24 protein-coding genes and 1 pseudogene are annotated in these 22,942 nt (G+C 41.6%); 18 read left to right on the top strand and 7 right to left on the bottom strand.

What is annotated here, in order from left to right; translation table 11 throughout:
* Positions 1–10 precede the first annotated feature (10 nt).
* The 13 genes and pseudogenes from MKP07_RS06020 (at position 11) to MKP07_RS05945 (ending at position 12,277) form a co-directional block, all read left to right on the top strand.
* Positions 11–2,125, top strand: a complete 2,115-nt coding sequence (locus MKP07_RS06020) for a sensor histidine kinase (RefSeq protein WP_240845790.1) — start codon at positions 11–13, stop codon at positions 2,123–2,125.
* Positions 2,126–2,144: 19 nt separating this feature from the next.
* Complete coding sequence (locus tag MKP07_RS06015) at positions 2,145–3,236, top strand: hybrid sensor histidine kinase/response regulator (protein WP_240845788.1); 1,092 nt, start codon at positions 2,145–2,147, stop codon at positions 3,234–3,236.
* A gap of 31 nt (positions 3,237–3,267) precedes the next feature.
* Positions 3,268–3,687 carry a response regulator gene (locus MKP07_RS06010; protein ID WP_240845786.1) on the top strand — a complete coding sequence of 140 codons (420 nt, stop codon included), beginning with the start codon at positions 3,268–3,270 and terminating at the stop codon, positions 3,685–3,687.
* Positions 3,688–3,767: 80 nt separating this feature from the next.
* On the top strand, positions 3,768–4,064 hold the full coding sequence (locus tag MKP07_RS06005) for a MerC domain-containing protein (RefSeq protein WP_240845784.1): 297 nt from the start codon (positions 3,768–3,770) through the stop codon (positions 4,062–4,064).
* A gap of 136 nt (positions 4,065–4,200) precedes the next feature.
* Positions 4,201–4,626, top strand: coding sequence for a YybH family protein (locus MKP07_RS06000; protein ID WP_240845782.1), 426 nt, complete (start codon positions 4,201–4,203; stop codon positions 4,624–4,626).
* A gap of 410 nt (positions 4,627–5,036) precedes the next feature.
* Positions 5,037–5,501: a ribosome assembly cofactor RimP gene (gene rimP / locus MKP07_RS05995; protein WP_240845780.1), complete on the top strand. Its 465-nt coding sequence runs from the start codon at positions 5,037–5,039 to the stop codon at positions 5,499–5,501.
* A gap of 50 nt (positions 5,502–5,551) precedes the next feature.
* The gene (locus tag MKP07_RS05990; protein ID WP_240845778.1) at positions 5,552–6,019 is read left to right on the top strand and encodes a NusA N-terminal domain-containing protein; all 468 of its coding nucleotides are present in this window, start codon (positions 5,552–5,554) and stop codon (positions 6,017–6,019) included.
* Complete coding sequence (gene nusA / locus MKP07_RS05985) at positions 5,995–6,753, top strand: transcription termination factor NusA (protein ID WP_240845776.1); 759 nt, start codon at positions 5,995–5,997, stop codon at positions 6,751–6,753. Before MKP07_RS05990 ends, nusA begins: the two co-directional genes overlap by 25 nt.
* 122 nt (positions 6,754–6,875) lie before the next feature.
* Positions 6,876–9,829: pseudogene (locus tag MKP07_RS05965) on the top strand (hypothetical protein); the annotation flags it as partial.
* Between the two features lie 159 nt (positions 9,830–9,988).
* Positions 9,989–10,525: a SurA N-terminal domain-containing protein gene (locus MKP07_RS05960; protein ID WP_240845769.1), complete on the top strand. Its 537-nt coding sequence runs from the start codon at positions 9,989–9,991 to the stop codon at positions 10,523–10,525.
* Positions 10,480–10,695: a hypothetical protein gene (locus MKP07_RS05955; protein WP_240845767.1), complete on the top strand. Its 216-nt coding sequence runs from the start codon at positions 10,480–10,482 to the stop codon at positions 10,693–10,695. The genes MKP07_RS05960 and MKP07_RS05955 overlap by 46 nt, the downstream gene beginning before the upstream one ends.
* Entirely contained in the window at positions 10,692–11,369 is a 678-nt protein-coding gene (locus MKP07_RS41010) for a peptidylprolyl isomerase (RefSeq protein ID WP_240845766.1), read from the top strand. The genes MKP07_RS05955 and MKP07_RS41010 overlap by 4 nt, the downstream gene beginning before the upstream one ends.
* Positions 11,370–11,452: 83 nt before the next feature.
* Positions 11,453–12,277, top strand: coding sequence for a DUF3658 domain-containing protein (locus MKP07_RS05945; protein WP_240845764.1), 825 nt, complete (start codon positions 11,453–11,455; stop codon positions 12,275–12,277).
* A gap of 127 nt (positions 12,278–12,404) precedes the next feature.
* Here the strand turns inward: MKP07_RS05945 and MKP07_RS05940 are convergent, their stop codons facing one another.
* Positions 12,405–14,291 (bottom strand): efflux RND transporter permease subunit, encoded by a 1,887-nt coding sequence (locus MKP07_RS05940; RefSeq protein WP_240845762.1) that lies wholly within the window; start codon positions 14,289–14,291, stop codon positions 12,405–12,407.
* 157 nt (positions 14,292–14,448) lie between these two features.
* On the bottom strand, positions 14,449–14,775 hold the full coding sequence (locus MKP07_RS05935; RefSeq protein ID WP_240845760.1) for a hypothetical protein: 327 nt from the start codon (positions 14,773–14,775) through the stop codon (positions 14,449–14,451).
* Positions 14,776–14,957: 182 nt separating this feature from the next.
* Here MKP07_RS05935 and recO point away from each other — a divergent pair, with 182 nt between their 5' ends.
* From recO to MKP07_RS05920, 3 genes are all read left to right on the top strand, one after another.
* Positions 14,958–15,164 (top strand): DNA repair protein RecO, encoded by a 207-nt coding sequence (recO, locus tag MKP07_RS05930; protein WP_240845758.1) that lies wholly within the window; start codon positions 14,958–14,960, stop codon positions 15,162–15,164.
* Between the two features lie 8 nt (positions 15,165–15,172).
* Positions 15,173–15,424 carry a DNA repair protein RecO C-terminal domain-containing protein gene (locus tag MKP07_RS05925; protein ID WP_240845756.1) on the top strand — a complete coding sequence of 84 codons (252 nt, stop codon included), beginning with the start codon at positions 15,173–15,175 and terminating at the stop codon, positions 15,422–15,424.
* Between the two features lie 142 nt (positions 15,425–15,566).
* Entirely contained in the window at positions 15,567–15,734 is a 168-nt protein-coding gene (locus MKP07_RS05920; protein ID WP_240845754.1) for a hypothetical protein, read from the top strand.
* A 6-nt stretch (positions 15,735–15,740) separates the two neighbouring features.
* On the opposite strand, the gene MKP07_RS05915 is transcribed toward MKP07_RS05920, so the two are convergent.
* On the bottom strand, positions 15,741–16,241 hold the full coding sequence (locus MKP07_RS05915; protein ID WP_449589531.1) for an HPP family protein: 501 nt from the start codon (positions 16,239–16,241) through the stop codon (positions 15,741–15,743).
* Positions 16,199–16,366: a hypothetical protein gene (locus MKP07_RS05910; RefSeq protein ID WP_240845750.1), complete on the bottom strand. Its 168-nt coding sequence runs from the start codon at positions 16,364–16,366 to the stop codon at positions 16,199–16,201. The genes MKP07_RS05915 and MKP07_RS05910 overlap by 43 nt, the downstream gene beginning before the upstream one ends.
* A gap of 202 nt (positions 16,367–16,568) precedes the next feature.
* On the opposite strand from MKP07_RS05910, the gene MKP07_RS05905 reads away from it, so the two are divergent.
* The gene (locus MKP07_RS05905; protein WP_240845748.1) at positions 16,569–17,708 is read left to right on the top strand and encodes an FAD-dependent monooxygenase; all 1,140 of its coding nucleotides are present in this window, start codon (positions 16,569–16,571) and stop codon (positions 17,706–17,708) included.
* Here MKP07_RS05905 and MKP07_RS05900 read toward each other — a convergent pair.
* Positions 17,705–18,430: an amidohydrolase family protein gene (locus tag MKP07_RS05900; protein WP_240845746.1), complete on the bottom strand. Its 726-nt coding sequence runs from the start codon at positions 18,428–18,430 to the stop codon at positions 17,705–17,707. The two genes, MKP07_RS05905 and MKP07_RS05900, sit on opposite strands and share 4 nt — an antisense overlap.
* A gap of 546 nt (positions 18,431–18,976) precedes the next feature.
* Here MKP07_RS05900 and prfA point away from each other — a divergent pair.
* Positions 18,977–20,041, top strand: coding sequence for a peptide chain release factor 1 (gene prfA, locus MKP07_RS05890; protein ID WP_240845744.1), 1,065 nt, complete (start codon positions 18,977–18,979; stop codon positions 20,039–20,041).
* On the opposite strand, the gene MKP07_RS05885 is transcribed toward prfA, so the two are convergent.
* Positions 20,042–20,707, bottom strand: coding sequence for a hypothetical protein (locus MKP07_RS05885; RefSeq protein WP_240845742.1), 666 nt, complete (start codon positions 20,705–20,707; stop codon positions 20,042–20,044).
* Positions 20,708–21,293: 586 nt separating this feature from the next.
* Positions 21,294–22,865 carry a TonB-dependent receptor gene (locus MKP07_RS05880; protein WP_240845740.1) on the bottom strand — a complete coding sequence of 524 codons (1,572 nt, stop codon included), beginning with the start codon at positions 22,863–22,865 and terminating at the stop codon, positions 21,294–21,296.
* Positions 22,866–22,942: the final 77 nt, after the last annotated feature.

Raw genomic sequence — 22,942 nt, 5'->3', positions numbered from 1 at the left:
TTGTATTTTATTGGCAAGCGTAAACTTGTTAGCACAGACACCAGTAAATGTTACCAAAGAGAATGTTATTTACAGTGTTGCTAAAGATCATATTCAGTATCTGGAGGATAAGGCCGGCACATTGTCGGTAAATGAGGCCGCTGCAACACCCTTCTTAAAAAGCCCTTCAGATGTACCGGGCTTCTTTATTTCCGCTTCGTCTTTTTGGGTAAAATTTATTGTTGAGAATAATACCGAAGATCCGAAGCTGTTGATTAACCTGGAGCACGCTACCATTGATGATGCCGTTTTATATTATCAGAACGAAATATCTGGTGGGTTTGACTCCATAGCTTTGTCAGAGTCGCGCCCGTTCGCCAATCGTAAGTATAACTATCAAACGTATATGTTTGATGCGCAGATAAAAAAGGGGGCGCAGAAAACGTTTTACCTAAAAGTCAGTGCATCCGAACAGTTGCTGATACCCATTACCGTAGGGCATGTGGAAAGAACTTTCGAAAAAATTGCCACCAACGACCTCATCTTCGGGCTATATATTGGTTTGATTCTGGTAATGGTTTTATACAACCTGTTCCTGTTTTTCTCTACCAGGGAGAGTAGCTATTTCTATTATGTACTGTACATGGTATTTGTAGGTATTACGCAAGCCCAGTTGCAAGGGTACACATTTCGCTTTCTGTGGCCGAATACGCCTGCAATCAATAATTACGCAGCCTTCCTGGTTCCGTTTTTTAACGGGTTAGCGGCGTTGGAGTTTATCCGAAATTTTCTAAACCTTAAAAGCGTATCCAAACGGTTTAACAGGGGTATTTTCCTTTTTGAGGGATTTTATTGTATTTCGTTGGTTTTGGGTATAATGGGAATGTTCAGAGGCGCCCAGGTTGCCGTACAATTGACGGCATTCTGTACTGCTTTTTATGTATTGGGCATTTGTTCCTTTCTGGCGGTTAAACAAATTCATGGTGCCAAAACCCTATTGATTGCCTGGTCGATCTTCTTATGCAGCGTGATCGTATTTGTATTGAGAAATGTGGGCATTCTGCCTTATAATTATCTCACTTTTTATGCCCTTCAAATAGGATCTGCGGTAGAAGCGGTACTGCTTTCATTAGCGCTGGCCGATAGGATCAATACCTACCGCCGAAACCAGGAGCTGGCCCGCAAGGAGGCTTTAAGGGTTTCCCTGGAAAATGAGCGACTGGTAAAAGATCAGAATATTATCCTGGAGCAACAGGTGCACGAACGTACGCAGGAGCTGGAGAGTGCGAACGATAACCTGAACCACACACTTTCCCAGTTAAAAAATGCGCAAAGTCAGTTGGTGGAATCTGAAAAAATGGTGTCATTAGGTCAGCTAACGGCTGGCATTGCCCACGAGATCAACAACCCGATTAACTTTGTTACTTCCAATATAAAACCACTGGAGCTGGATGTTTCTGACCTGCTGAGCGTTATCAAAAAATATGAGGAAGTAGACACGTCGGCAAATGTAGAAGACCAGTTTAAAGAAATCGACTCTTACAAAAAGCAAATTGACCTCGATTATATTAATGAGGAAATAAAAACCTTATTGACGGGAATAAAGGATGGAGCCCACCGTACAGCAGAAATTGTGAGCAACCTCAAAAATTTTGCCCGGATAGATGAAGCCAATATAAAATACGCCAATTTAAACGATGGGCTGCAGTCAACCTTAATGCTCGTTAAAAATACATTCCCTACCGATTTTGTTCTGAATAAAGAATTTGGAAATATTCCGGAAATTGAATGTACACCGGGTAAGATCAACCAGGTGTTTATGAACATTATCACTAACGGCTTGCAATCTATTGCCGAACGTCAGTCCTCCAGTCCGGGTACGGGTATTTTAACTATTCAAACAACTTCTGAAGACGGACACGTTAAAGTATCAATTAAGGACAATGGCACCGGAATAAAAGATAGTGTACGGGAGAAAATTTTTGAACCTTTCTATACTACGAAGCCTGTTGGGCAGGGAACAGGCCTGGGGATGTCGATTGTAAAAGGTATTATTGATAGCCACAACGGTACTATAGAAGTGGTGTCAAATTTTGGAGATGGTGCAGAATTTATCATAACTTTACCTATAAAATATTTAGCCTGAGAGCTTTCAATATCTTCTTATGACCGTTATTAAAGTTTTATATGTAGATGATGAAGAGAATAACTTAAGCTCCTTTAAAGCAAATTTTCGGCGGTTGTATGAAATCTATACAGCTACTTCGGGGGCCGGGGCGCTTGATATTTTATCGCAGACAGAAGTTCATGTGGTAATATCTGACCAGCGGATGCCGGAGATGACTGGTGTGGAACTGTTCAAAAAGGTTAAAAAACTATACCCCGAACCCATAAGGATATTGCTTACCGGGTATACAGATATAGATGCTCTGGCAGGCGCTATAAACGAAGGAGACATTTATCGTTACATAACAAAGCCCTGGAACGAAATTGAGCTGAATAACGGTATTCAGAATGCCTACGATGTTTTTAAAACAAGAAGAGAACTGAAAGATAAAGTAGAAGAGCTGGAGAAAACCAACGATGAGCTCAACCGCTTTATTTATAGTATTTCACATGAATTGAGAGCACCCTTAGCTTCTGCATTGGGGGTTATTAACCTTGCAAAGCTTGATAATGTTTATCATGAGTCAGAAAAAGGTCATGAATACTGGGGATTGATAGAAGATTGTTGCGCCCGCCTTGATTACAATATCACAAGCACCTTACAATATTACAAGAACAGCCGTTATAGTACAATAAAAGAAGAGGTGGATTTTCAGAAGTTGGTTAATGAGCTGATAGTAGTGCACAAATTGGCCAACAATGTGGAGGACAAGATAAAGTTTGACGTAAATATCGATCAATCCGAAAAGTTTTTTGGAGATGTTTTCCGGATTGAGATCATCATTGGTAATCTTATCTCGAATGCGATAAAGTACCAGAACCCGGATGAGCAAAACAAGTTAATTCAAATAGATGTGAAGGTGAACCGGTTAGATGCCATTATTACCATTATCGACAATGGCCTGGGCATACTAAACGATCATCTGAATAAAATATTCAACCAATTCTTTAGGATACATAACCAGAAAGGAACCGGCCTTGGGCTGTTTATTGTGAGAGAGGCTTTAGCCAAGCTGGATGGAAAAATTTCTGTAGAATCGGTGGTGAATTCGGGAACAAAGTTTACTTTGCGTATACCCAACGAGTTGTAGATTTAACCCTCTAATACCGCGAGATCTTATAATGGCGTCAGCATTACAAACACCCAACTTGCTCATTATCATCGACGATAGTTCGTTCGATTTACGGATCAATTCGGGTATAGCCAGCCATACCAAACTTTTCAAACAGATCGTATGCTTCTCCTCGGCTGTAGCTGCCCTGGATTTTCTTGCAGAGAATATCAATAATCCCGAAATCTTTCCGCATGTTATCTTTCTCGACATCCAGATGCCTGAAATGGATGGATTTGAGTTTTTAGAACGGTACGATACCTTTCCCAATGAATTTAAAGCAAAGAGTCATGTCATTATGATTTCCTCTACTGATGATCTGCGGGATATTGTCAGAGCCGAGTCAGACAGAAATGTAGTAAAGCTCCTGAAAAAACCACTCCAGATAGAAGCCCTTAAAACTCTTGTTGCCAAAATTTATAAACTCTGATAATAAATCTGCTTCGTTGAGGGAAATGTATAAAAATAAATATTTGCAACATTGTTGCTTTTTTTTATCTTTGCAACTGAATGAGAAATAGAATTAATTGGGACGCGTTAGGCATTACTACTTCTATACTATGTGCTATTCATTGTGCAGTACTTCCCCTGTTTCTGGCGGCACTTCCGATGTTTGGAGTAGATATTATTGAAAACCTGGCCTTTGAAATAGGCATGATTGTTTTAGCGTTTGTAATAGGATGCTATGCATTATGGCATGGTTACAAGTGGCATCATCATAGTAAAACGCCATTAGTGCTTTTTCAATTGGCATTGCTTTCCTGGTGCTCAAACAGGTTTTTCTTGATTATCATACCCTCCTGCTGATTCCGGCTGTTATATTTATTGTGGCAGCACACCTGATCAATTACCGGTACTGCAGGATGCATAACCATGCGCACGATACCGATTGTAATCATGATCACTATTAACTTAAACGGTGTATCTTTCATAAAATACAAGTATGAAACGTTTCGTGTTGATCCTTCTGTTTGGGGTATTACACTCCGTGCTGTTGGCACAATCCAAGGATGAGCCGGCAATCAGGCAGGTACTTCGCCAACAGACAGAAGCCTGGAATAAAGGAGATATTAATGCTTTTATGCAAACCTACTGGAAGAGCGACTCTCTTGTTTTTGTGGGGAAAAGCGGCGTTACCTATGGCTGGCAAAATACATTGGATAACTATAAAAAGGGGTATCCTGATAAAACGGCTATGGGGCAACTACAATTCACAATTATCCGGATCGAGCAACTCTCTGCCCAGGCATATAATGTAATTGGTAAATGGCATCTTACACGCACCATTGGCGATTTGCAAGGTCACTACACGCTTATAATCAAAAAAATAAGTGGTAAATGGCTAATCGTTCAGGATCATTCGAGTTAAAAAATGACTATTTCACCTCTTCAAATTCGATGTATTCACCCACTTTTTCTTTAGGAGCCTCAGTGCTTTGAGGAGTGGCTGGTGTATTTTGAGCCTCACGTTGTTCGGCCATATTTTTGAACTGTTTTTTAGCTGCCGCGTAGTTTTATAAACAGGCCAGATGACCTTTATAAACAGGTTGTAAAATATCCATAAAAAGAATCCTAAAATAATAAAACCTAATGCTCCCATTATAACTACTTTGTTTTCTATGGTAAACGGTCTTATCGCTAAAATGTTTTATCGCAAGCCGTTCAATAATTAATTTAAAGTTAACGCAACATTTTTAATAAAAAAATCTTAACTTTGCGCAAGATTTTGAGAAAAGGGAACGGTGGCGTTCCCTTATTTATTTTACCGGCATACACAACATGGAAGCTGTAATTCAAAGAGTTGAGAAGCAAATTCAGGAAATTTTGGCTGCAAATCCTGAACATTTTTTGGTTGAGATAAAAGTAAAACCCACTAACAATATCAAAGTTTTTATAGACGGCGATAACGGAGTGGGTATTGGTGATCTGGCTAAATATAACCGTGCCTTGTATAAAGAACTCGAAGAAGCTGCACTTTTCCCTGAGGGTGATTTTTCTCTTGAAGTATCGTCTGCAGGTTTGAGCGAGCCATTAAAAATGCATCGCCAGTATGTAAAAAACCTGAACCGGTTTGTGGAAGTAACACTGCTCGAAGGTCAGAAAACAGAAGGACAACTTACCGGGGTAGATGATGCAGGGATTGTAGTAGAGGAAACGATTGGAAAAGGTAAAAAAGCTGAAATTGTAAAACATATCATTGCTTTTACTGATATAAAATCAACTCAAATTCAAATTAAATTTTAAATATGTTTTACCTCCACAGGTAAAACGCAATACTTAAATTATGAATTGCTATGGCAAGTATTAATCTTATAGAAGCGTTTCAGGACTTTAAAGACGCAGAGAATATTGACAGGCCCACGATGATGAAAGTAGTGGAAGACGTTTTTAAAACACTGCTTCGTAAAAAGTATGGCAGCGATGACAATTTTGATGTAATCGTGAATGCAGAAAAGGGTGACCTTGAAATTGTGCGCCACCGTACTATTGTAGAAGATGGAGAAGTAGAAGATCCGTTGGCGCAGGTAGCGTATTCTGAAGCGGTGAAACTGGAGCCGGATTATGAAGTAGGTGAAGATTTGTACGAAGAGATTGATTTGATTGACTTTGGTCGCCGGGCCATACTGGCTGCCAAACAAACGCTGGCAGGTCGTATCAGTGATTTGAAAAAGAATGTGCTGGCGAAAAAGTATGAGGATAGAATTGGTGAGATCATCAGCGCAGAGGTTTACCAGGTATGGAAAAAGAGATTTTATTACTAGATGAAGAGGGAAATGAGTTGATCCTTCCCAAAAGCGAACAAATTCCGCAGGACTATTTCAAAAAAGGTGAAAATATCAGGGCGGTTGTAACCCGTGTTGATCTTAAAAATAATAACCCGGTTATTATTTTGTCGAGAACTTCTCCTGATTTTCTTGCCAAATTGTTGGAAATTGAGGTACCGGAGATATTTGATGGTTTGATCATCATCAAAAAAATAGTACGGGAACCGGGAGAAAGAGCTAAAGTAGCGGTAGAATCTTATGATGACAGGATTGACCCGGTGGGTGCCTGTGTGGGTATGAAAGGTAGCCGTATCCATGGTATTGTAAGAGAATTAAAAAATGAAAATATTGATGTTATTAACTGGACCAGCAATACACAGTTATTAATTCAAAGATCGCTTACACCGGCAAAAATAACCAGCATGAGCTTAGACTCAGAAGGTAAGCATGCCAGCATTTACCTGAAGCCCGACCAGGTGTCGTTGGCTATTGGTAAACGCGGAGCGAATATTAAACTGGCTTCTGAGCTTACAGGTTATGAGCTGGATGTATACAGGGATACTGAAGATGACGAAGAAGAATTTGATGTAGACCTGGAAGAATTTAGCGATGAGATTGACGGATGGGTTATTGATGCACTGAAGAAAATTGGTTGTGATACGGCCCGCAGTGTAATGAGAATGTCGCCGTTCGAGCTGGAAAAAGAGCCGATCTCGAGAAAGAAACCGTAGAGGATATCAGAAGAATATTGCAGGAAGAGTTAGAAAGAGAATAACCCTAAGGGGCAACAATATTTTGTGAGAATGGTAAATTAAAAATTGTCCCGGGAGGGCAATTGGAGAGAAAATTTTATATGTCAGAAATCAAACTTCCAAGATTATTACAAGCAGCAAAAGAATTTAACATTGGGCAGGATACGCTCGTTGATTTTCTTGTTGGCAAAGGCTTTCCGAAAGACGACCTGAAGCCGTCTTCGAAGCTAAGCGAAGCTATGTATGCATCGCTCCAGCAAGGTTTTCAGAACGATAAAGCTGCCAAGCTAAAAAGCAGCCAGGTTGACCTTCCAAAAGGAGTGGGCAACGATGCTAAAAAGCGCAAGGAAGAAGAAGAACTGGTACAAAAGAAAGAACCGGCTAAAACGGATCCTGTTGTTGAAGCAGCCCCGTTGTGGAAGCTGTGCCTGAAGTTGAAGTTCCCCAGAACCGGAACCTCAGCCAGAACCAGCTCCTTTGCCTCAGCCAGAACCAGAGCCTGAGCCCGAACCAATAATAGAAACACCTCCGGTTGTGGAGTCTGTTCCTGAAGTGGAATTGCCGCAGGTGGAGCCGGAAAAAGAAATTAATATTACCAAAATAGGAGCACCTGAAATTGAAGGGCCGAAAATTTTGGATAAGATCGATCTTTCTGCCCTTGAAAAATCAACCAGGCCTAAAAGCCTTCAGCACCACCACCAGTGGCGGAGCAAAAGCCGGTTGTAGAGAAGGAAGTGCCCGTACAAGAACCTGTACAGGAGAAAAAGCAGGAAGAGCCTGCACCTGTTGTACCGGTAGTACCAGCGCCAACACCGCGCGCGGTTGCTGAACCCGAACCGGAAATTACTAAAATAAAGGCCGAAAGAATTGAAGGCCCTAAAATTTTAGGTAAAATTGAGTTGCCGGTAGACAACGACACTAGGCCTAAACGCGATGAGAAAAGGAAGCGTAAACGTATTCCTATCGAGAAAAAGAAGTGAAGCCTGACCCGGCAGCTAAAAAGCCCTTCCAGCAAGGTGGCGGCGGTGGTGGTAACAGAGATCATCAGCGTAGTAATAATAACACCGGCGGTGGCGGTGGTGGCTTCAGAGGTGGAGACAGAAGACCACATCATCAGCATCCGAGAGAAGACAAACAAATTGACGAAAAAGCGATCCAGGATAAAATACGTGAAACACAGGCTAAGCTAAGCGGCGGAGGTAACAAGCAGAAGTCCATGAGGGCTAAAGCAAGAAGGGATAAAAGAAATGAGGCTGAAGATGCGATGAACGTACAGGCAGGCGATAATAAATTACAGGTAACTGAATTTATTAGTGTGAGTGAGCTGGCCAGCCTGATGGACGTAAGTTTTGCTGATGTAATCAGTAAATGTATGGGCTTAGGCATCATGGTGTCTATTAACCAGAGACTGGATGCTGAAGTAATTGAGCTCGTTTCGAGTGAGTTTGGATACGATGTGGAATTCATCGACATGGAGAAGCAAATGGAGATGGAGGATGATGAGGATGAAGAAGATGATGCAGACAGCCTGCAGCACCGCAGTCCTATTGTAACCATCATGGGTCACGTGGATCACGGTAAAACATCATTGCTTGACTATATCCGTAATGCGAATGTGGTTGCAGGTGAGGCCGGTGGTATCACCCAGCACATTGGTGCTTACCGTGTTCAGGTAGGTGAGGGTCGCGAAATAACGTTCCTGGATACTCCGGGTCACGAAGCCTTTACTGCCATGCGTGCGCGTGGTGCCAAGGTTACCGATATTGCAGTAATTGTGGTAGCTGCCGATGATGCGGTGATGCCTCAGACAAAAGAGGCCATCAGCCACGCACAGGCAGCGGGTGTACCAATGATATTTGCGGTAAACAAAATCGATAAAGATGGCGCTAATCCGACTAAGATCTATGAGCAGCTATCTCAAATGAATATTTTGGTTGAAGAGTGGGGTGGTAAATTCCAAAGCCAGGAGCTTTCTGCCAAACAAGGTCTGAACATCGATAAATTACTGGAGAAAATATTGCTGGAAGCAGAGTTGCTGGAATTAAAAGCCAATCCTGAAAGGGAAGCAACCGGAACCATTATCGAGGCTTCATTGGATAAGGGCAGAGGATTCGTTGCTACCCTGCTGGTAGAGAATGGTACTTTAAAACAGGGGGATCTGGTGGTGAGTGGCCAGTATTTTGGTCGCGTAAAAGCCATGTTCAATGAGCGTAATAAAAAGCAGGATGCTGCAGGACCATCTGCACCGGCAGTAATATTAGGTTTAAATGGAGCACCGCAGGCAGGTGAGAAATTTAAAGTATACGAAGACGAATCTGAAGCTAAAGACATCGCGAACCGGAGAGCGCAGATTCTGCGTGAGCAAGGTATGCGTACCAAGAAGCATATCACACTCGATGAGATCGGACGTCGTTTGGCATTGGGTAACTTTAAAGAACTGAACATTATCATTAAAGGTGATGTGGACGGTTCGGTAGAAGCCCTGAGCGATTCTTTACAGAAACTTTCTACAGAAGAGATACTGGTTAATGTAATACACAAAGGTGTAGGTCAGATCAACGAAAGTGATATCGTGTTAGCGGAAGCTTCAGATGCGATCGTAATAGCATTTAACGTAAGACCTTCTTCTCAGGCTTCAAGACTGGCAGATAATGCAGGTATTGAAATTAAGATGTACTCTGTAATTTACCAGGCTATTGACGAAGTGAAGAGTGCGATGGAAGGTATGATGGAGCCTACGGTTAAAGAGAAGATTACAGCCAATGTTGAAGTGAGAGAGGTGTTCAAATTCGATAAAGCTACGGTAGCTGGTTGTGTGGTGTTAGATGGTAAGATTAAGCGTGATAACAAAGTGAGGTTGATACGTGACGGTATTGTAATTTACCCGATCGGTGAAAATGCGGTTGCAGAACTGGGATCATTAAAACGCTTCAAAGATGACGCTAAAGAAGTACTGACAGGTATGGAGTGCGGTCTTACTATTAAGAACTACACAGACCTTAAGATAGGTGATATCGTAGAATCTTACGAGCTGGAAGAAATAAAGAGAACATTGTAATAACAAGTGGGGAGTGGTGAGTAGTAAGTAGGAAAATAGAATATAGCATCACCTACTAGCTACTAGCTATTCCCCATTTCCTTTTTCTTAATCAAACTTTTGTTAAATGCACTATTCAGCTTCATCTTTTGTATGTATGCTGATTAATTTTGAACTATGATCAAATATTTTCTTGCGGGTTTATGTTCTATAGCCTTGAGTTTAACTGCTTTTTCGCAGGGGAAATCACAAAAACTGGTGGTTGATAAAATACTGGGAGCTGTTGGGGACAGGATCATTTTACAGTCGGATATACAAAATACCATAGCTGACGCAGCCCGTAATGGAGATCAGCTTCCTGAAGGAGCAGCATGCTCCATTCTGGAACAATCGCTGATTTCAAAAATTCTGGCTTTGCAGGCGGAGCGTGACTCCTTACCCGTAAGTGATGATGAGGTAGAAGCTAATCTGGACATGCGTGTGCGTGGATGGGTTATGCAATTTGGTAGTGAGCAGGCGGTAGAGGATGTAGCGGGTAAAACTATTTTCCAGCTGAAGGATGACTCCAGGCATATGATCAAAGAGCAAATGCTATCGCAAAGGATGAGGCAGAAAATAGTAGAAAATGTGCACATCACACCAACAGAGGTAAAAGCCTTTTTGACCGGGTGCCTTCAGATAGTGTTCCTTTTCTGGAATCGGAGCTGGAAATAGGTCAGATCAATGTATATCCTAAAGCTGCGAAAGAAGTAGAGGAATACATTTACAACGAGATGATGAACTACCGCAAGCAGATTGAAGCAGGTACTTTAACTTTTGAAGCCGCTGCAAAAAATATTCTGAAGATCCGGGAAGTCGTGAAAGAGGCGGTGCCTACGAGGTGAACAGGAATGATAAAGACCAGTTGGATCCAGTATTTCTGTCCACCGCTTTCCGGTTAAAAGCAGGGGAGTTATCTATGCCGGTAAAGTCCAATAAATTTGGTTACTTCTTAATACAATCGGAAAGCAGGCGCGGTGATAATGCTAAAGTGAGGATGATATTAAGAATACCACCGGTAACGAAAACAGAACTGGATGTTGCGAAGATTAAATTGGATTCGGTGAGAACTGAGATCGTTTCCGGAAAAATATCTTTTAAAGATGCGGCGTACAAGTATAGCGAAGACGATGCTGTAAAAAGCTATGGTCCATTTGTATTGGGCCAGGACGGTTCTACTTATGTTCATATCGATCAGCTACCTGATAAAGACATGGTGCAGGCTTTGGCCACATTGAAACCAGGAGATTATTCTCAGCCTCTTACTTTTACTAATGAGCAAGGGAAACAGGGTGTAAGAATTTTGTACCTAAAGTCGAAAACAGAGCCTCATAAAATGAACCTGAACGATGACTATAATAAAATTGCGAGCATGGCTTTGGAGACAAAAAAACAAAAAACCCTAGATGATTGGTTAACTAAGAAAGTGCCTACTTTTTATGTTTTGGTGGATCAGGAAGCAGCGGCCCAATGCCCTAACTTACAGAAGTATGAAGCAACCAGCAGCAGGGGCTTCTAAAAAATATTTAAATGATGTATAGCAGGTTGATGGGATTATCTCATCAACCTGTTTCTTTTAATCAATCATAGAGCACCTATTTTATGACTGAAAAGGATCTGCATATTGTATTTAGCGTGCAGGCCAAGGCTACAATTCAGCAAAGCGAAATTTATGATGCCGCTAAAATTGATCTGGTTGTTTTGCAGGATTATTTGTCCATCGGCCCCATTGCTGATTTAGATACTTTAAATGGAAAGCAGCGCAGAATTAATTGGCTGGTGGAGATTTCGCAAGGATTTTCGGGAGACATAATTACCCATATTGTACAGTCTGACATTAAACAGCTCGATGCACTGAAAAGTCATATTGATCGTTACCCTAGAATTTATTTATGGACCGGTTCGGATGTGAGGGAAATGCTTTCTGCATCGAGACTGCTGTATTTTTTACAGATACCGGATTACTCCCGGTTTTTTATTATCGATTTTTTGAATACTTCCGTAACCCACAGTATTGGAGCATTTATATATCCAAAGTCGTTGAACGAAACGAACCTGGATCAGGTTGCAAAATTATACCCTGATTTTAGGTTGATAGAACAACAGGAGGTTTCTCAAATGCAGTCGTTTTGGGAAAAGTTAAGTAATGATGATTCTCATTTGCGCATACCCGTTGAAGATGCTTATATATCTGGAAGCGAAATTGATTTTTATGACTCCTCTCTATTGAAGCATTGTACAAAACGCTATCAAACTGCTATTAGGATTGTTGGGAAAACATTGGGGAACATGAATGAGAAAAGTATTGGCGAAGGTATTAGTGATGGCTTTCTCAATTGGCGTTTGCTACAATTAATCGAAGAAGGCAAACTAAAATATCGCGGACAAACTTCTTCCATGAGAGATTACGAAGTAAAACTGGCATAAATTTACAAATCCTGTCAGCTAACTATCATCAAGAAATATTTTATCTTATGCGCTCGCAGCTTCGCCAATAACTATACTGTTTTACTTGGAAATTTCAGGAAATAAAAAACTGAACTCCCATTGAAGATTACTTTTTATCCTTTTTCTTAGAAAAGCTAATTAACAAAGCTGGTAATAAAATAAGGTTGGTAACAGTTGCGGTTATCAGCGTAATCGATGTAAGCCATCCCAGGGCTTCCGTGCCTCCAAAACCGCTGAAACAAAAAATCACAAAACCTGCAATTAAAACCATCGATGTATAGATAATGCTGATACCCGTACTGTGGATGGTTTGTATCACCGTGCTCTGCACATCATTGTCGTGGTGGGTCAATTCCTGTTTATAATTAACCAAAAACCGGATGGTGATATCTATGGCTATACCCAGGGCCACACTAAAAATAAGTACGGTACTGGGCTTAAGCGGTACGCCGGCCCAACCCATGATGCCCGCTGTAATAACCAGTGGTATTATATTAGGAATTAAGGAACAAAGTAAAATTCGCATCGACTTAAACAGGTACAACATACAAAGAGCTATCAGCAGAAAGGCCCAAAAAATACTCTCCTTTAACCCATTGATGATAAAGCGTCCCCCTTCGAGAAAGGCGATGCTGCTGCCTGTAAGGGATACATTGTATTGATCTTTAGGAAACAATTCATTGGCCCGCTTTTCTATGCCCGATAAAAGACCGGGTAATGCATGGGTGCCTACATCAGCCATATTCACACTTAAGCGGGCCTCCTGCTTGGCGCTGTCCATAAACCGCGATACTAATTTAGTAAACGAGTCGTCGCTTCCACTACTGCTACCGTCAGGGCTGCTGGTTTTCATATTCAGGTATTGGGCCAGGCCTGGCAGATCAAATTCTGAAGGCATTGAATAATTACTACTATCGCCCTCATAAAATGCCTGCTTGGCAAACTTCAAACCCTCCACAAGACTTAATGGGCGTGCTATCTCTGGCCTTGAAGAAAGATATTGGGTAAACGAATCAATCTTCACCAGGTTTTTAAAGTTCCGGGTTACGCCGAATTTCTTTTTAGTATCTATTACTATTTCCAGTGGCATTACACCTTTGAAATTCTTTTCAAAAAACTTAAGATCAGTATAGATCTTATCGGTCTTAGGTACATCATCTACCATGTAAGCATTGCTTTGCAGCCTGAAAGTACCGGCAGCCGCTATTACCACCAATATTACCGTAACGATGTAAATTAATTTTCTATGTGCTAAAGACCATTTCTCTAAACGGTCCAGCCAGCGGTTCAGTCTTTGGTTATTAAGATATTTAGTGTGTTTTTCCTTTGGCGGTGGTAAAAAGTATAGCACAATCGGGATCAGCACCAATGATATAAAAAACAACAGCATAATGTTAATACCCGCTACCGCTCCGAATTCTTTTAAAATAGCGCTCTTGGTCAATGCAAAAACAGCAAACCCAATAGCCGCAGCCAGGTTACAAAACAGGGTTACAATACCCATGCGGCTTACCATATCTACTATGGCGTTTCTTTTCTTTTGCTGAACCGGCACCTCATTTCCAACACGGGCCTGCTTTCTCCAGCTGGTATGGTATTTATTCAAAAAGTAAATACAGTTGGGAATACCGATTACCACAATTAATGGCGGTATTAAAGCGGTTAACAAGGTTATTTTGTAACCCAGGATATGTATGGTTCCCAGGCTGAAAAGAACACCAATGATCACCACGCCCAAAGAGAGCAGCATGGAGCTTACCGACCGGAAGAAGAGTAATAATATAATTGCTGAAAGCAGGATGGATGCAGTAAGAAAGTAACGCATTTCATTAGCGATACGTGTAGCCAATATGGTTCTTATATAAGGCAGTCCGCTTAGTTTTACTTCCACATTGGTTGCTTTCTCAAAATCGGCTATTTGCGCTGTCACTTGGTTAATGGTAAGGTCCCTCTTTTTCGAATTGATAATTTCAGGATCCATCGTTAATCCCATCAAATAAGCTTTAGACTCGGGGTTATACAACAAGCCTTTATAAAAAGGTAAGTTGAGAAAGCTGGCTGCGCCCTCATCAATTTGCGCCTGGTTGAGCGGTGCAGCAGGAAATATTTTTGCGCCTTTAGTTTTTCGCTGGCGGAGTCTTTTACCAGGTTTACAGCGCCGGGGACTGCAATAATGTCAAGAACTCCCGGTATTTTTTGAGGTTATGCTGTAGGGAAACATAGGAATTAAAAACTTTTTCGGTAAAAAACTGGTCGGTTTGTACACCTACTACCATCAGGTTACCATCCTGCCCGTACTTCTTTTTAAATTCCTGGTAAGCTATATTAACCGGGTGGTCGGTAGGAATGGCCCTGGTGAATTCATAACCCAGTTCTGCTTTACTTCCCCAGTAAGCAAAAAGTGCGGTAACGGCAGTTAGTAGTATTAAAAGAACAAATCTGTATTTAATGATGGCTTTACCCAGCTTCTCCCACATAAAACGGTATTTATTGTGTTTTTTTAGACGATGTTTAGTTCTTAAACTGTTGTTGAATACAGCTTCTCTTACGATATCCGGCAAAGAAAAAGAAAAAACAATGCCAACACCTGGTTTTTTTGAGAGAGTTATAGATTACAGTATTAGCAATTCTTTGCCAAACCAATGATTTAAAATTTACCTTGCAGTACTATTTCTTATCATTGACAGATAAAATTCATAAAACAAAAGGCATTGTGCTGCGTAATGTGAAGTATGGGGAAACCAGCATCATTGCTTCGGTATATACCGAACTATTCGGGTTACAATCCTATTTATTGAATGGTATACGCAGCGCCTCCAAGAAAGGAGGTTCGCGGATCGGCTTTTTCAGCCTTCGGCCATATTAGACCTGGAAGTGTATCACAATGAGTTTAAACAGCTCAATCGTATAAAAGAATACAGGTTTGCAACTGTATATCAGCAGGTTTTTACCGATGTGCTTAAAAATGGTGTTGCGTCTTACATCGTAGAGTTGTTAAGTAAATGCCTTAAACAACCCGAAGATAACCATGGATTGTTTGCTTTTGCCGAAGACTGCCTCATTGCCCTCGATCGATGCGATGATAAAGTGATGGCGAATTTCCCCGTTTTTTTGCAGTGCAGCTAACCCATTTTTTAGGCTTTCTACCCCAGGGCATTGGTGTTGAAATAGACCAAACCGCGGATTTTGTATTTGATGTGCAGGAAGGCGTGTTTACCGATGCCCCCTTTTTCACCATTTAAGTCTGGAGAAAAAGTATGCTTTAATATTGGCGGAGCTTTTGCAGGTACGCCAACCCGGAGAGCTGTCTGAAATAAATGCCAATGCCGAAGCAAGACGTAAAATACTGGACCTGATGGAAGTGTATTACAGCCTGCATGTACAGGACTTTGGCAACATGAGAACCCTGCCTATTTTAAAAGAGATTATGAGGTAATCTATTTTACCGCTTCCTGCGTTTCTGGTTTATTTTCGAAATAACATTCCGGGTTGGAGCCGTTACCCATTTGAACGTACGCGAAAAACGACCATCTGTAGGATATTTACGGTTGGGCGTGAGATTGTTGAAAATTAACGCTACTGCTAACAATATAAGTCCGCCTGTTAAAACCGGAGATAGTACATACCAATAGCCCAGGGCCTTTACTTTTTCTGAGCCAATTACCGCGATTAGTGCTGTTGCTCCACCTGGAGGGTGCAGGGTTTTGGTAATTTGCATCGCTATAATTGAAAAAGCTACGGCCAGTGGAGCAGTAAGCCAGATAACGGGTGGACAGATTTTAGCAATGGTTACACCCACCAATGCAGATATAACGTGACCGCCAATCAGGTTCCTGGGTTGTGCCAATGGGCTTTGAATGCTACCGTAGATCAAAACAGAGGAGGCGCCAAAAGACCCGATCAGGAATAAGTTATCACTTTCGGATAGCTTGGTTTGTAGCAGGGCAATGGCGCCAATTCCAAAAAAGCGCCTAAAAAAGACCAGAAATGTTCTCTCCGGTCAATCAATGTTTCTTTGTAAGCCACATAACGGGCAATTCTATATCCTCTTTTAATTTTTGCTTTCACTATCTGCGGTCTTCAATAATTGGTAGCCAATGAGCAACTTACTCAATGACACTGTTTCATATGTTGATCATTCATTTCAGGGGTGCAAAGTTCCTGTTTCGAAACAGTTTGACCAAATATTAGCGATTAATGAAATGAAAAGCCTGGTTTTTAGCGAGTTGCTGCAATACAAGTAAATACCTTTGCATTTTATAACCGGCGTATGAGTAGTATATCCGTTATTGGAGCAGGTATAGGAGGATTAACCACTGCCTTGTTTTTAAAAAATAAGGGTATATCCCACCAGGTATTCGAAGCAGCGCCCGCCATAGAACCGGTAGGCGCAGGCATAGGCTTAGGAAATAATGCTATGCAGATCTTTCATTTGCTGGGCATAGGCGGGGAAATAGAAGCCGCCGGCCATAAGGTAAACTACATGCGTATTACAGATGAAAAGCTCCGTAATTTGTCGCTGATCAACCTTCACCATTTTGAACAAAAATATGGCGTGCATAACCTCGCCATTCACCGTGCCGGTTTGCAGCATATTCTAGCCCGAAACCTGGGTGAGGAAAAGATATACCTGGGGAAAAGATTAGCGGAGATAAAAACAACCAACCAGTATAAACTATCTTTTTCCGACGGCAGTCATTTTGAAACGGAAGGTTTAATTGGTGCAGATGGCATTAAATCGGTAGTGCGTCAGCAATTATTTGGAAAACAGTTGATCAGGCCAGCCGGGCAGGTCTGCTGGAGGGGGCTCTGCTCTTTTAACGGGCTTGACCGTTATGCCCACCAGGCGATAGAAGCCTGGGGTAGAGGTCGCCGGTTCGGATTTGTGTATTTAAATAGCACTACCTTATATTGGTATGCGGTAGCAGATGAAAAAACAGCCGCGGAACATCAGCATCGTCTTTCCCTTCTTTTTAAAGATTTCCATACCGATATCCAGGAAATGATTGAGATGACTCCTGAGAAGACGATTATTCTGGGGCCACTGGCCGATCTTAAACCTTTCAGCGGCTGGCATGCGGGTAATGCTTGTTTAATAGGAGATGCCGCTCATGCTACCACACCTAATATGGGGCAGGGCGCCTGCCAGGCCATCGAAGATGCTTATGCTTTAGGCAGTTTGCTGGGCTCGGGGGATATGGCAGCTGCTTTTGGCAGGTATGAACAATTAAGGATCAAAAAGGCGCACCAGATCGTAAAACGCAGCCGCATGATCGGTAATGTGTCGCACTGGAAGAATGCTACCGGTATTGCCATCCGTAACTGGATCATGAAGAAAACACCGGCTAAAATGAATATCCGGCAACTGGAGCCTGTTTTTGATATGAGCTATATTAGTAGCAATAATTAGAGAATCCTGTGTATTTTGTCGTCAACAATCTGTACTACCCCCGGTCGTTTACCTTTTTCAAAGCTGCCGAATAGATGGTCTGTTTTCAGTGCCTTTGCGCCGTTGCTGGTAGCCCACTGCAACATTAATTCCAGCGGGATATCGGTATAGGCTTTGCGCAGGGTTTGTATTTCTTCCCAGATACTTAACTGGTGATTAGAGGCCAGGCTATCCGTTCCCAATACCACAGCCGCTTTATTTTTTACAAACATGGCCACATCGGGTAGCATACGACTAATGTATTGATTGGCATTGGGACATAAGCACCAAAATACTTCGTTGCCGGTTTCGCGGATGAACGCCAGATCGTCCTCTGCAGTGTATACATTATGTACCAGTAAAACCTGCTGTTGAGACAAAAAATGGTGAAAATAAGTTTGCAGGCTGCTCTTCCCCGATGCGGTGAAACTATCAGTATTTAATCCCATTGCCTTAAACATATCAGCAAAGCCGCCAGTTTTTTGCCGGAACCACAGCGTCTCTTCCTCCGTTTCCTGGTTGTGAATAGACAATAAGCCGTTGCTATCGTGGCCGATCACTTTCTCCCATAGTGGCTCGGATACCGAATAAGGCGCATGAGGTGTAATGGACACCTCCTGAGGGCCAAACTGCGTTGCAAACAGGTCATATACCTGTTGATAGTTGTTAAAATTAGATTCAGCCAGCTGGGGGTTAAAACCCATGGCTTCAATAAAGTTATGGTACCAGATATTCCTTTTTCCTTTTGCGGCAGTGTATGTGAAGTATTGCTGATGTCGCCAACAGCTACTATACCGTTTTCAAACATCGCAGTTTCAGCTGATTCAATTGCGGCCAGAATCTGGTCTTCCGAAAAATTTCTTTTTTGTACTACCTGCCTTACAAAGGCCGGCAAACCGGTGTTTTCCTCAATATGACCCTTTAAGTGGCTTAACTCGAGGTGGCAATGGCAATTGATAAATCCCGGGGATAAAATACCCTTTAGGATTTCAATATCCTGCCCGGCTTCGGTTGCGTCAATTATATTTTCCACTATTCCATTATCTGTCGTCACTAAAACCTGGTTTTCCCTGAAGCGGTAACCATCGAATAATAAATCTGCTTGTAACTTCTTAAAAGGCATCTTGTAAAATGATTTAACTTTGCACGCCGCCTGCCCGGATGAACATTGTTCTGGCGGGAAGGAATTTATCCGGGCGGGTAATGGTTCGGTGCGGGTCCGATAACCCGTGTAAAAGTAAGAGAATAATATGTTAGACAAACTGGAAGCTATAAAGGCAAAATATGATCAACTGGGTGTGGCATTGACTAACCCTGAAATTGTGAGCGATAATAAGAAGTTTGCCGCCACTAGTAAGGAGTACCGTGGGTTGGAAAAGATTGTAAATGCGTATAAGGATTACACAAGATTGCTGGATGATATTGACTTTAATAAGGAGGCGTTAAACGGCGACGATGAAGAGCTGCGTGAATTGGCAAAGCTGGAAACTGCTGATCAGCAGGAACGTAAAGAAGCGATGGAAGCTCATATCCGCCAGTTACTGATTCCCAAAGATCCGCAGGATGGCAAAGATGTTATTATGGAGATAAGGGCCGGAACCGGTGGTGATGAGGCCAGCATTTTTGCAGGCGATCTATATCGCATGTATTTAAAATATTGTGAGAAAAGAGGGTTTAAAGCTGCCTTGCTAAGCGAAAGCGAAGGTACATCCGGCGGGTATAAAGAGGTGCAAATAGAAATAAGAGGGGATGATGTGTACGGCACCTTAAAATTTGAAAGTGGTGTGCACCGGGTACAAAGGGTGCCTGACACCGAAACTCAGGGTCGGGTACATACATCTGCCGCTACGGTAGCGGTAATGCCTGAAGCGGAAGAAATTGATTTTGAATTACGTGAAGCCGATGTGAAAATGGAAACCTCCCGAAGTGGCGGAGCCGGCGGACAGAACGTAAACAAAGTAGAAACCAAGGTAATGCTTACGCATATTCCAACGGGGACGGTAATTATCTGCCAAACCGAAAGAACACAGTTGGGCAACCGCGAAAAAGCGATGCAGATGATGCGTACCAAATTATACGAAGAAGAAGTACGCAAACAGGAAGAAGAAATTTCCCGCCACAGGAAAAGCCTGGTAAGCTCGGGAGACAGGAGCGCCAAGATCAGGACCTATAACTATCCGCAGGGGCGTGTTACGGATCACCGTATTGGCTTTACTTCCTATAACCTCGATGCTGTAGTAAACGGCGAAATACAGGAATTTATTGATAACCTGCAGTTCGCCGAAAACTCAGAGAAACTGGCTAAGCAGGAATAATTACCATTCTTCTTTAACCTCTTTTCGTTTTAGCTCTGTTTTACCAAATTTCCGGGGGTAATAGGAAAACGTGAGCATAAAGTATTGTTGCAGGCCATTGGATATCCGCGTTGTGGTACCGTATCCATCGGCGCTGTTTCTGATGTTTTTAAACTGCTTTAGTATATCCATAGCCGAAAACTTCAGTTCGCCCTGTTCGCTTTTAAGAAAACGCCTGCTGGCAAAAGCATTCCATAAAACAATCGGCTTTTCTATATTGGAGTTTTTAGTATAGTCAAGCGTTGAGTTGATCATAAAGCTTTTGGGCAGGTTTAGGGTAAGGCCAAACTTTGTAATATCAGAGTAGTTTTTAAAAGATCTCAAACCGGCACCCGACTGGCTTGTTTTATAATTATTGATAGTTTTACCAATGTTTAAAATAACCATCGATTTTAACGCCAGCTGAAGGTTTATATTGTTGGTAATGTTTGCAGTTTGGGTTTCGGAGTAAATATTATCGATGTAATTGGGATTGGCATTATTATTATACGATCCGTTATACATTAACTGAAGTTTGCTTTTCTTTAAGCTTCGGGCAATGTTTAGGCTATAGCTCAAATTATAAGATTCGCTTTTGGGAGCATTAATGTAATAATAGGTTCTTTTACCGGACGGATCGTTTATCACACTATCTGTTACCGGATTCAGCGATTTGTTATAACCGCATTAAACTCTCCATTAAAAGAATACTTTGCTTTGGGCTTTTGAGAGTTGAATCGGCCATTAAAATTATAACTGTTGTTTACCCTGTTTTTAAGATTGGGGTTCCCAATTCTTACATTAAAAACATCCACATCGTCTGTAATAGTATACAGTTGATCAACGGAAGCATAATTATAACCTTTACTATAGTATAGTCCCAGGTTATATGAATAATCATCTCTTTTGTTATAGTTGTAATATGCGTTTGCGTTATAAGTAAGGAAATTGAACGAACGGTTGAGGTTACGAATGGCAAATGAGGACGAGTTATTATCCTGCTTAAACTCTTTATTGATCGAAACGGTTCCGTATAAGTTGCGGGAGAAGGTTTCGCCCCATTTGTATATTGATTTACTAAGCGAAAGAGATGGCGTGTATTCCAGCGTTTGGTTACTGTTGTTATTGGTGAGCCTGCTGTTGGACTTGAAAGTGTCCGAAAGTGTATCAAAATCAGATACCCTGTCGTTTCTATCATTTTTTACATAGCTTATGGCCTGATTTAGAGAAAGGTCTATTCCAAAAAGTTAAATCGCCCAAATAGTAAACGCTTAAGTCCGTTGTAGCCAATATTGGCATTGGCACTTAGGTTGGAAGAGGTATTGAAATAATTCCGGTTATAAGTGGTATCGTCTGCGCTATTCACTAACGATTTGAAAACACTGGTTACATACCTGTTCGACTCGCTGTTGCTATTATTTACATTTACGTTTACATTATATTGCGCTAATGGGTTATCGTAATTATATTTAGAGTAGCCAGCCGAAAGCGATTGATTGTTCGATTTGTTGGTACCCCGGTTGATTACATCGTTCATGCTAACCCTATTATCTAACGAGTCTAGTACTTCCGTTTTTCTAACAGAGTTATTGTTGCCGCTGTTAAAAGAGGCATTCCCATTAATATTGAAATTGTCGTTGTAGCTGTTGGTTTTAATATAATTTACACCGGCACTGTGGTTATCACTAGAGCTGTTGGTAACGCTGTTATCTTCTATAAACTGCGATCTGCCTTCAGTAGTCCTGTTTTGAAAAGTCTGGTTGGTCAGATATCTGTCTGATCCGGATTTAGTATAGTTTACGGTAATGCGATCGTTTTGGCGACTATTAGTGGTTTCAATAAAGTTGTGAGTAAATGCGCCGCCGAAGGAGTGGTTTTTGTTAATGCCCTCTGTACCGAAATTTCCTACATTTCTAAGGTTGGGGTTATAATTTCTGTAGGTATTATTTTGAAACATCTCTTTTAAATTGTTGATGTTCTTGTTAATATTGTTATAACCGCCGCCTACACCAAAGGAAGTTTTCTTGTTATACATTTGAAAAGACAGATCGCTTTCGAATCGATCCGTAGTGCCATAACCCAGCCCTGCCTTTCCAAAATAACCGGTCTTTTTGTTTTCTTTTAATTTAATGTTCATGGTAAGCAGGGAGTCTGTTTTTCGCCTCTCCTCCGGTTTCAAACTTCTGTCAACTTCCTGGTACACCTGTATTTTATCTATGGCGTCTTTCGGTAGATTTTGCGTAGCTAACCGGGCATCATTTTCACCCATAAAAGGCTTGCCATCTACCAAAACACTAGGTATTTTTCTGCCGTTCATTGTAATAGAACCATCAGCCCAAACAGTTACGCCCGGCACCATGGTTAACAGATCTTCTACCACGGCATTGGGATCCATTTTAAAGGCAGCAGGATTGATCTCCAGTGTATCTCCGTTCATTCTAATGGGTATATGGGCCATTACGGTTACGTTCGACGTATCGTCAAAAGAAGGTGCCAGGAGAATGGTAGTATTATAATTTGAGGAATCGAGCTTCAACTTTTTGTTATAAGTTTTAAATCCCACATAGGTTACGTTCATCCAAACTTCCGCATTCAGGGGAAGTTTGTCAAATGTAAATCCGCCATAGGCATCTGTAAGTTGGTAGTTGATCAACGAAGAATCCTTTTTCAAGATACTTACGGTGGCAGATTCTAGCACAATACCCGTTGCAGAATCTTTTACAAAGCCTTTTATAACGCTATTTTGAGCATTGCCCGTTATACAGATAAAGGCGAGGCATAATACAAATAGAAAACAGTTTTTCATTAGTTATTTTTGATGATGTACTCCACGATAACAGGAGAAGGGTTTTTGGGGTCTTTAAAAGCGGCTTCGAGTTCTTT

It is taken from the genome of Paraniabella hibiscisoli, from assembly GCF_022512515.1.
Taxonomy (GTDB): Bacteria; Bacteroidota; Bacteroidia; order Chitinophagales; family Chitinophagaceae; genus Niabella; species Niabella hibiscisoli.
The sequence above is the reverse complement of the archived record's forward strand: the minus strand, read 5'-3'. Positions and strand labels throughout refer to the sequence as shown.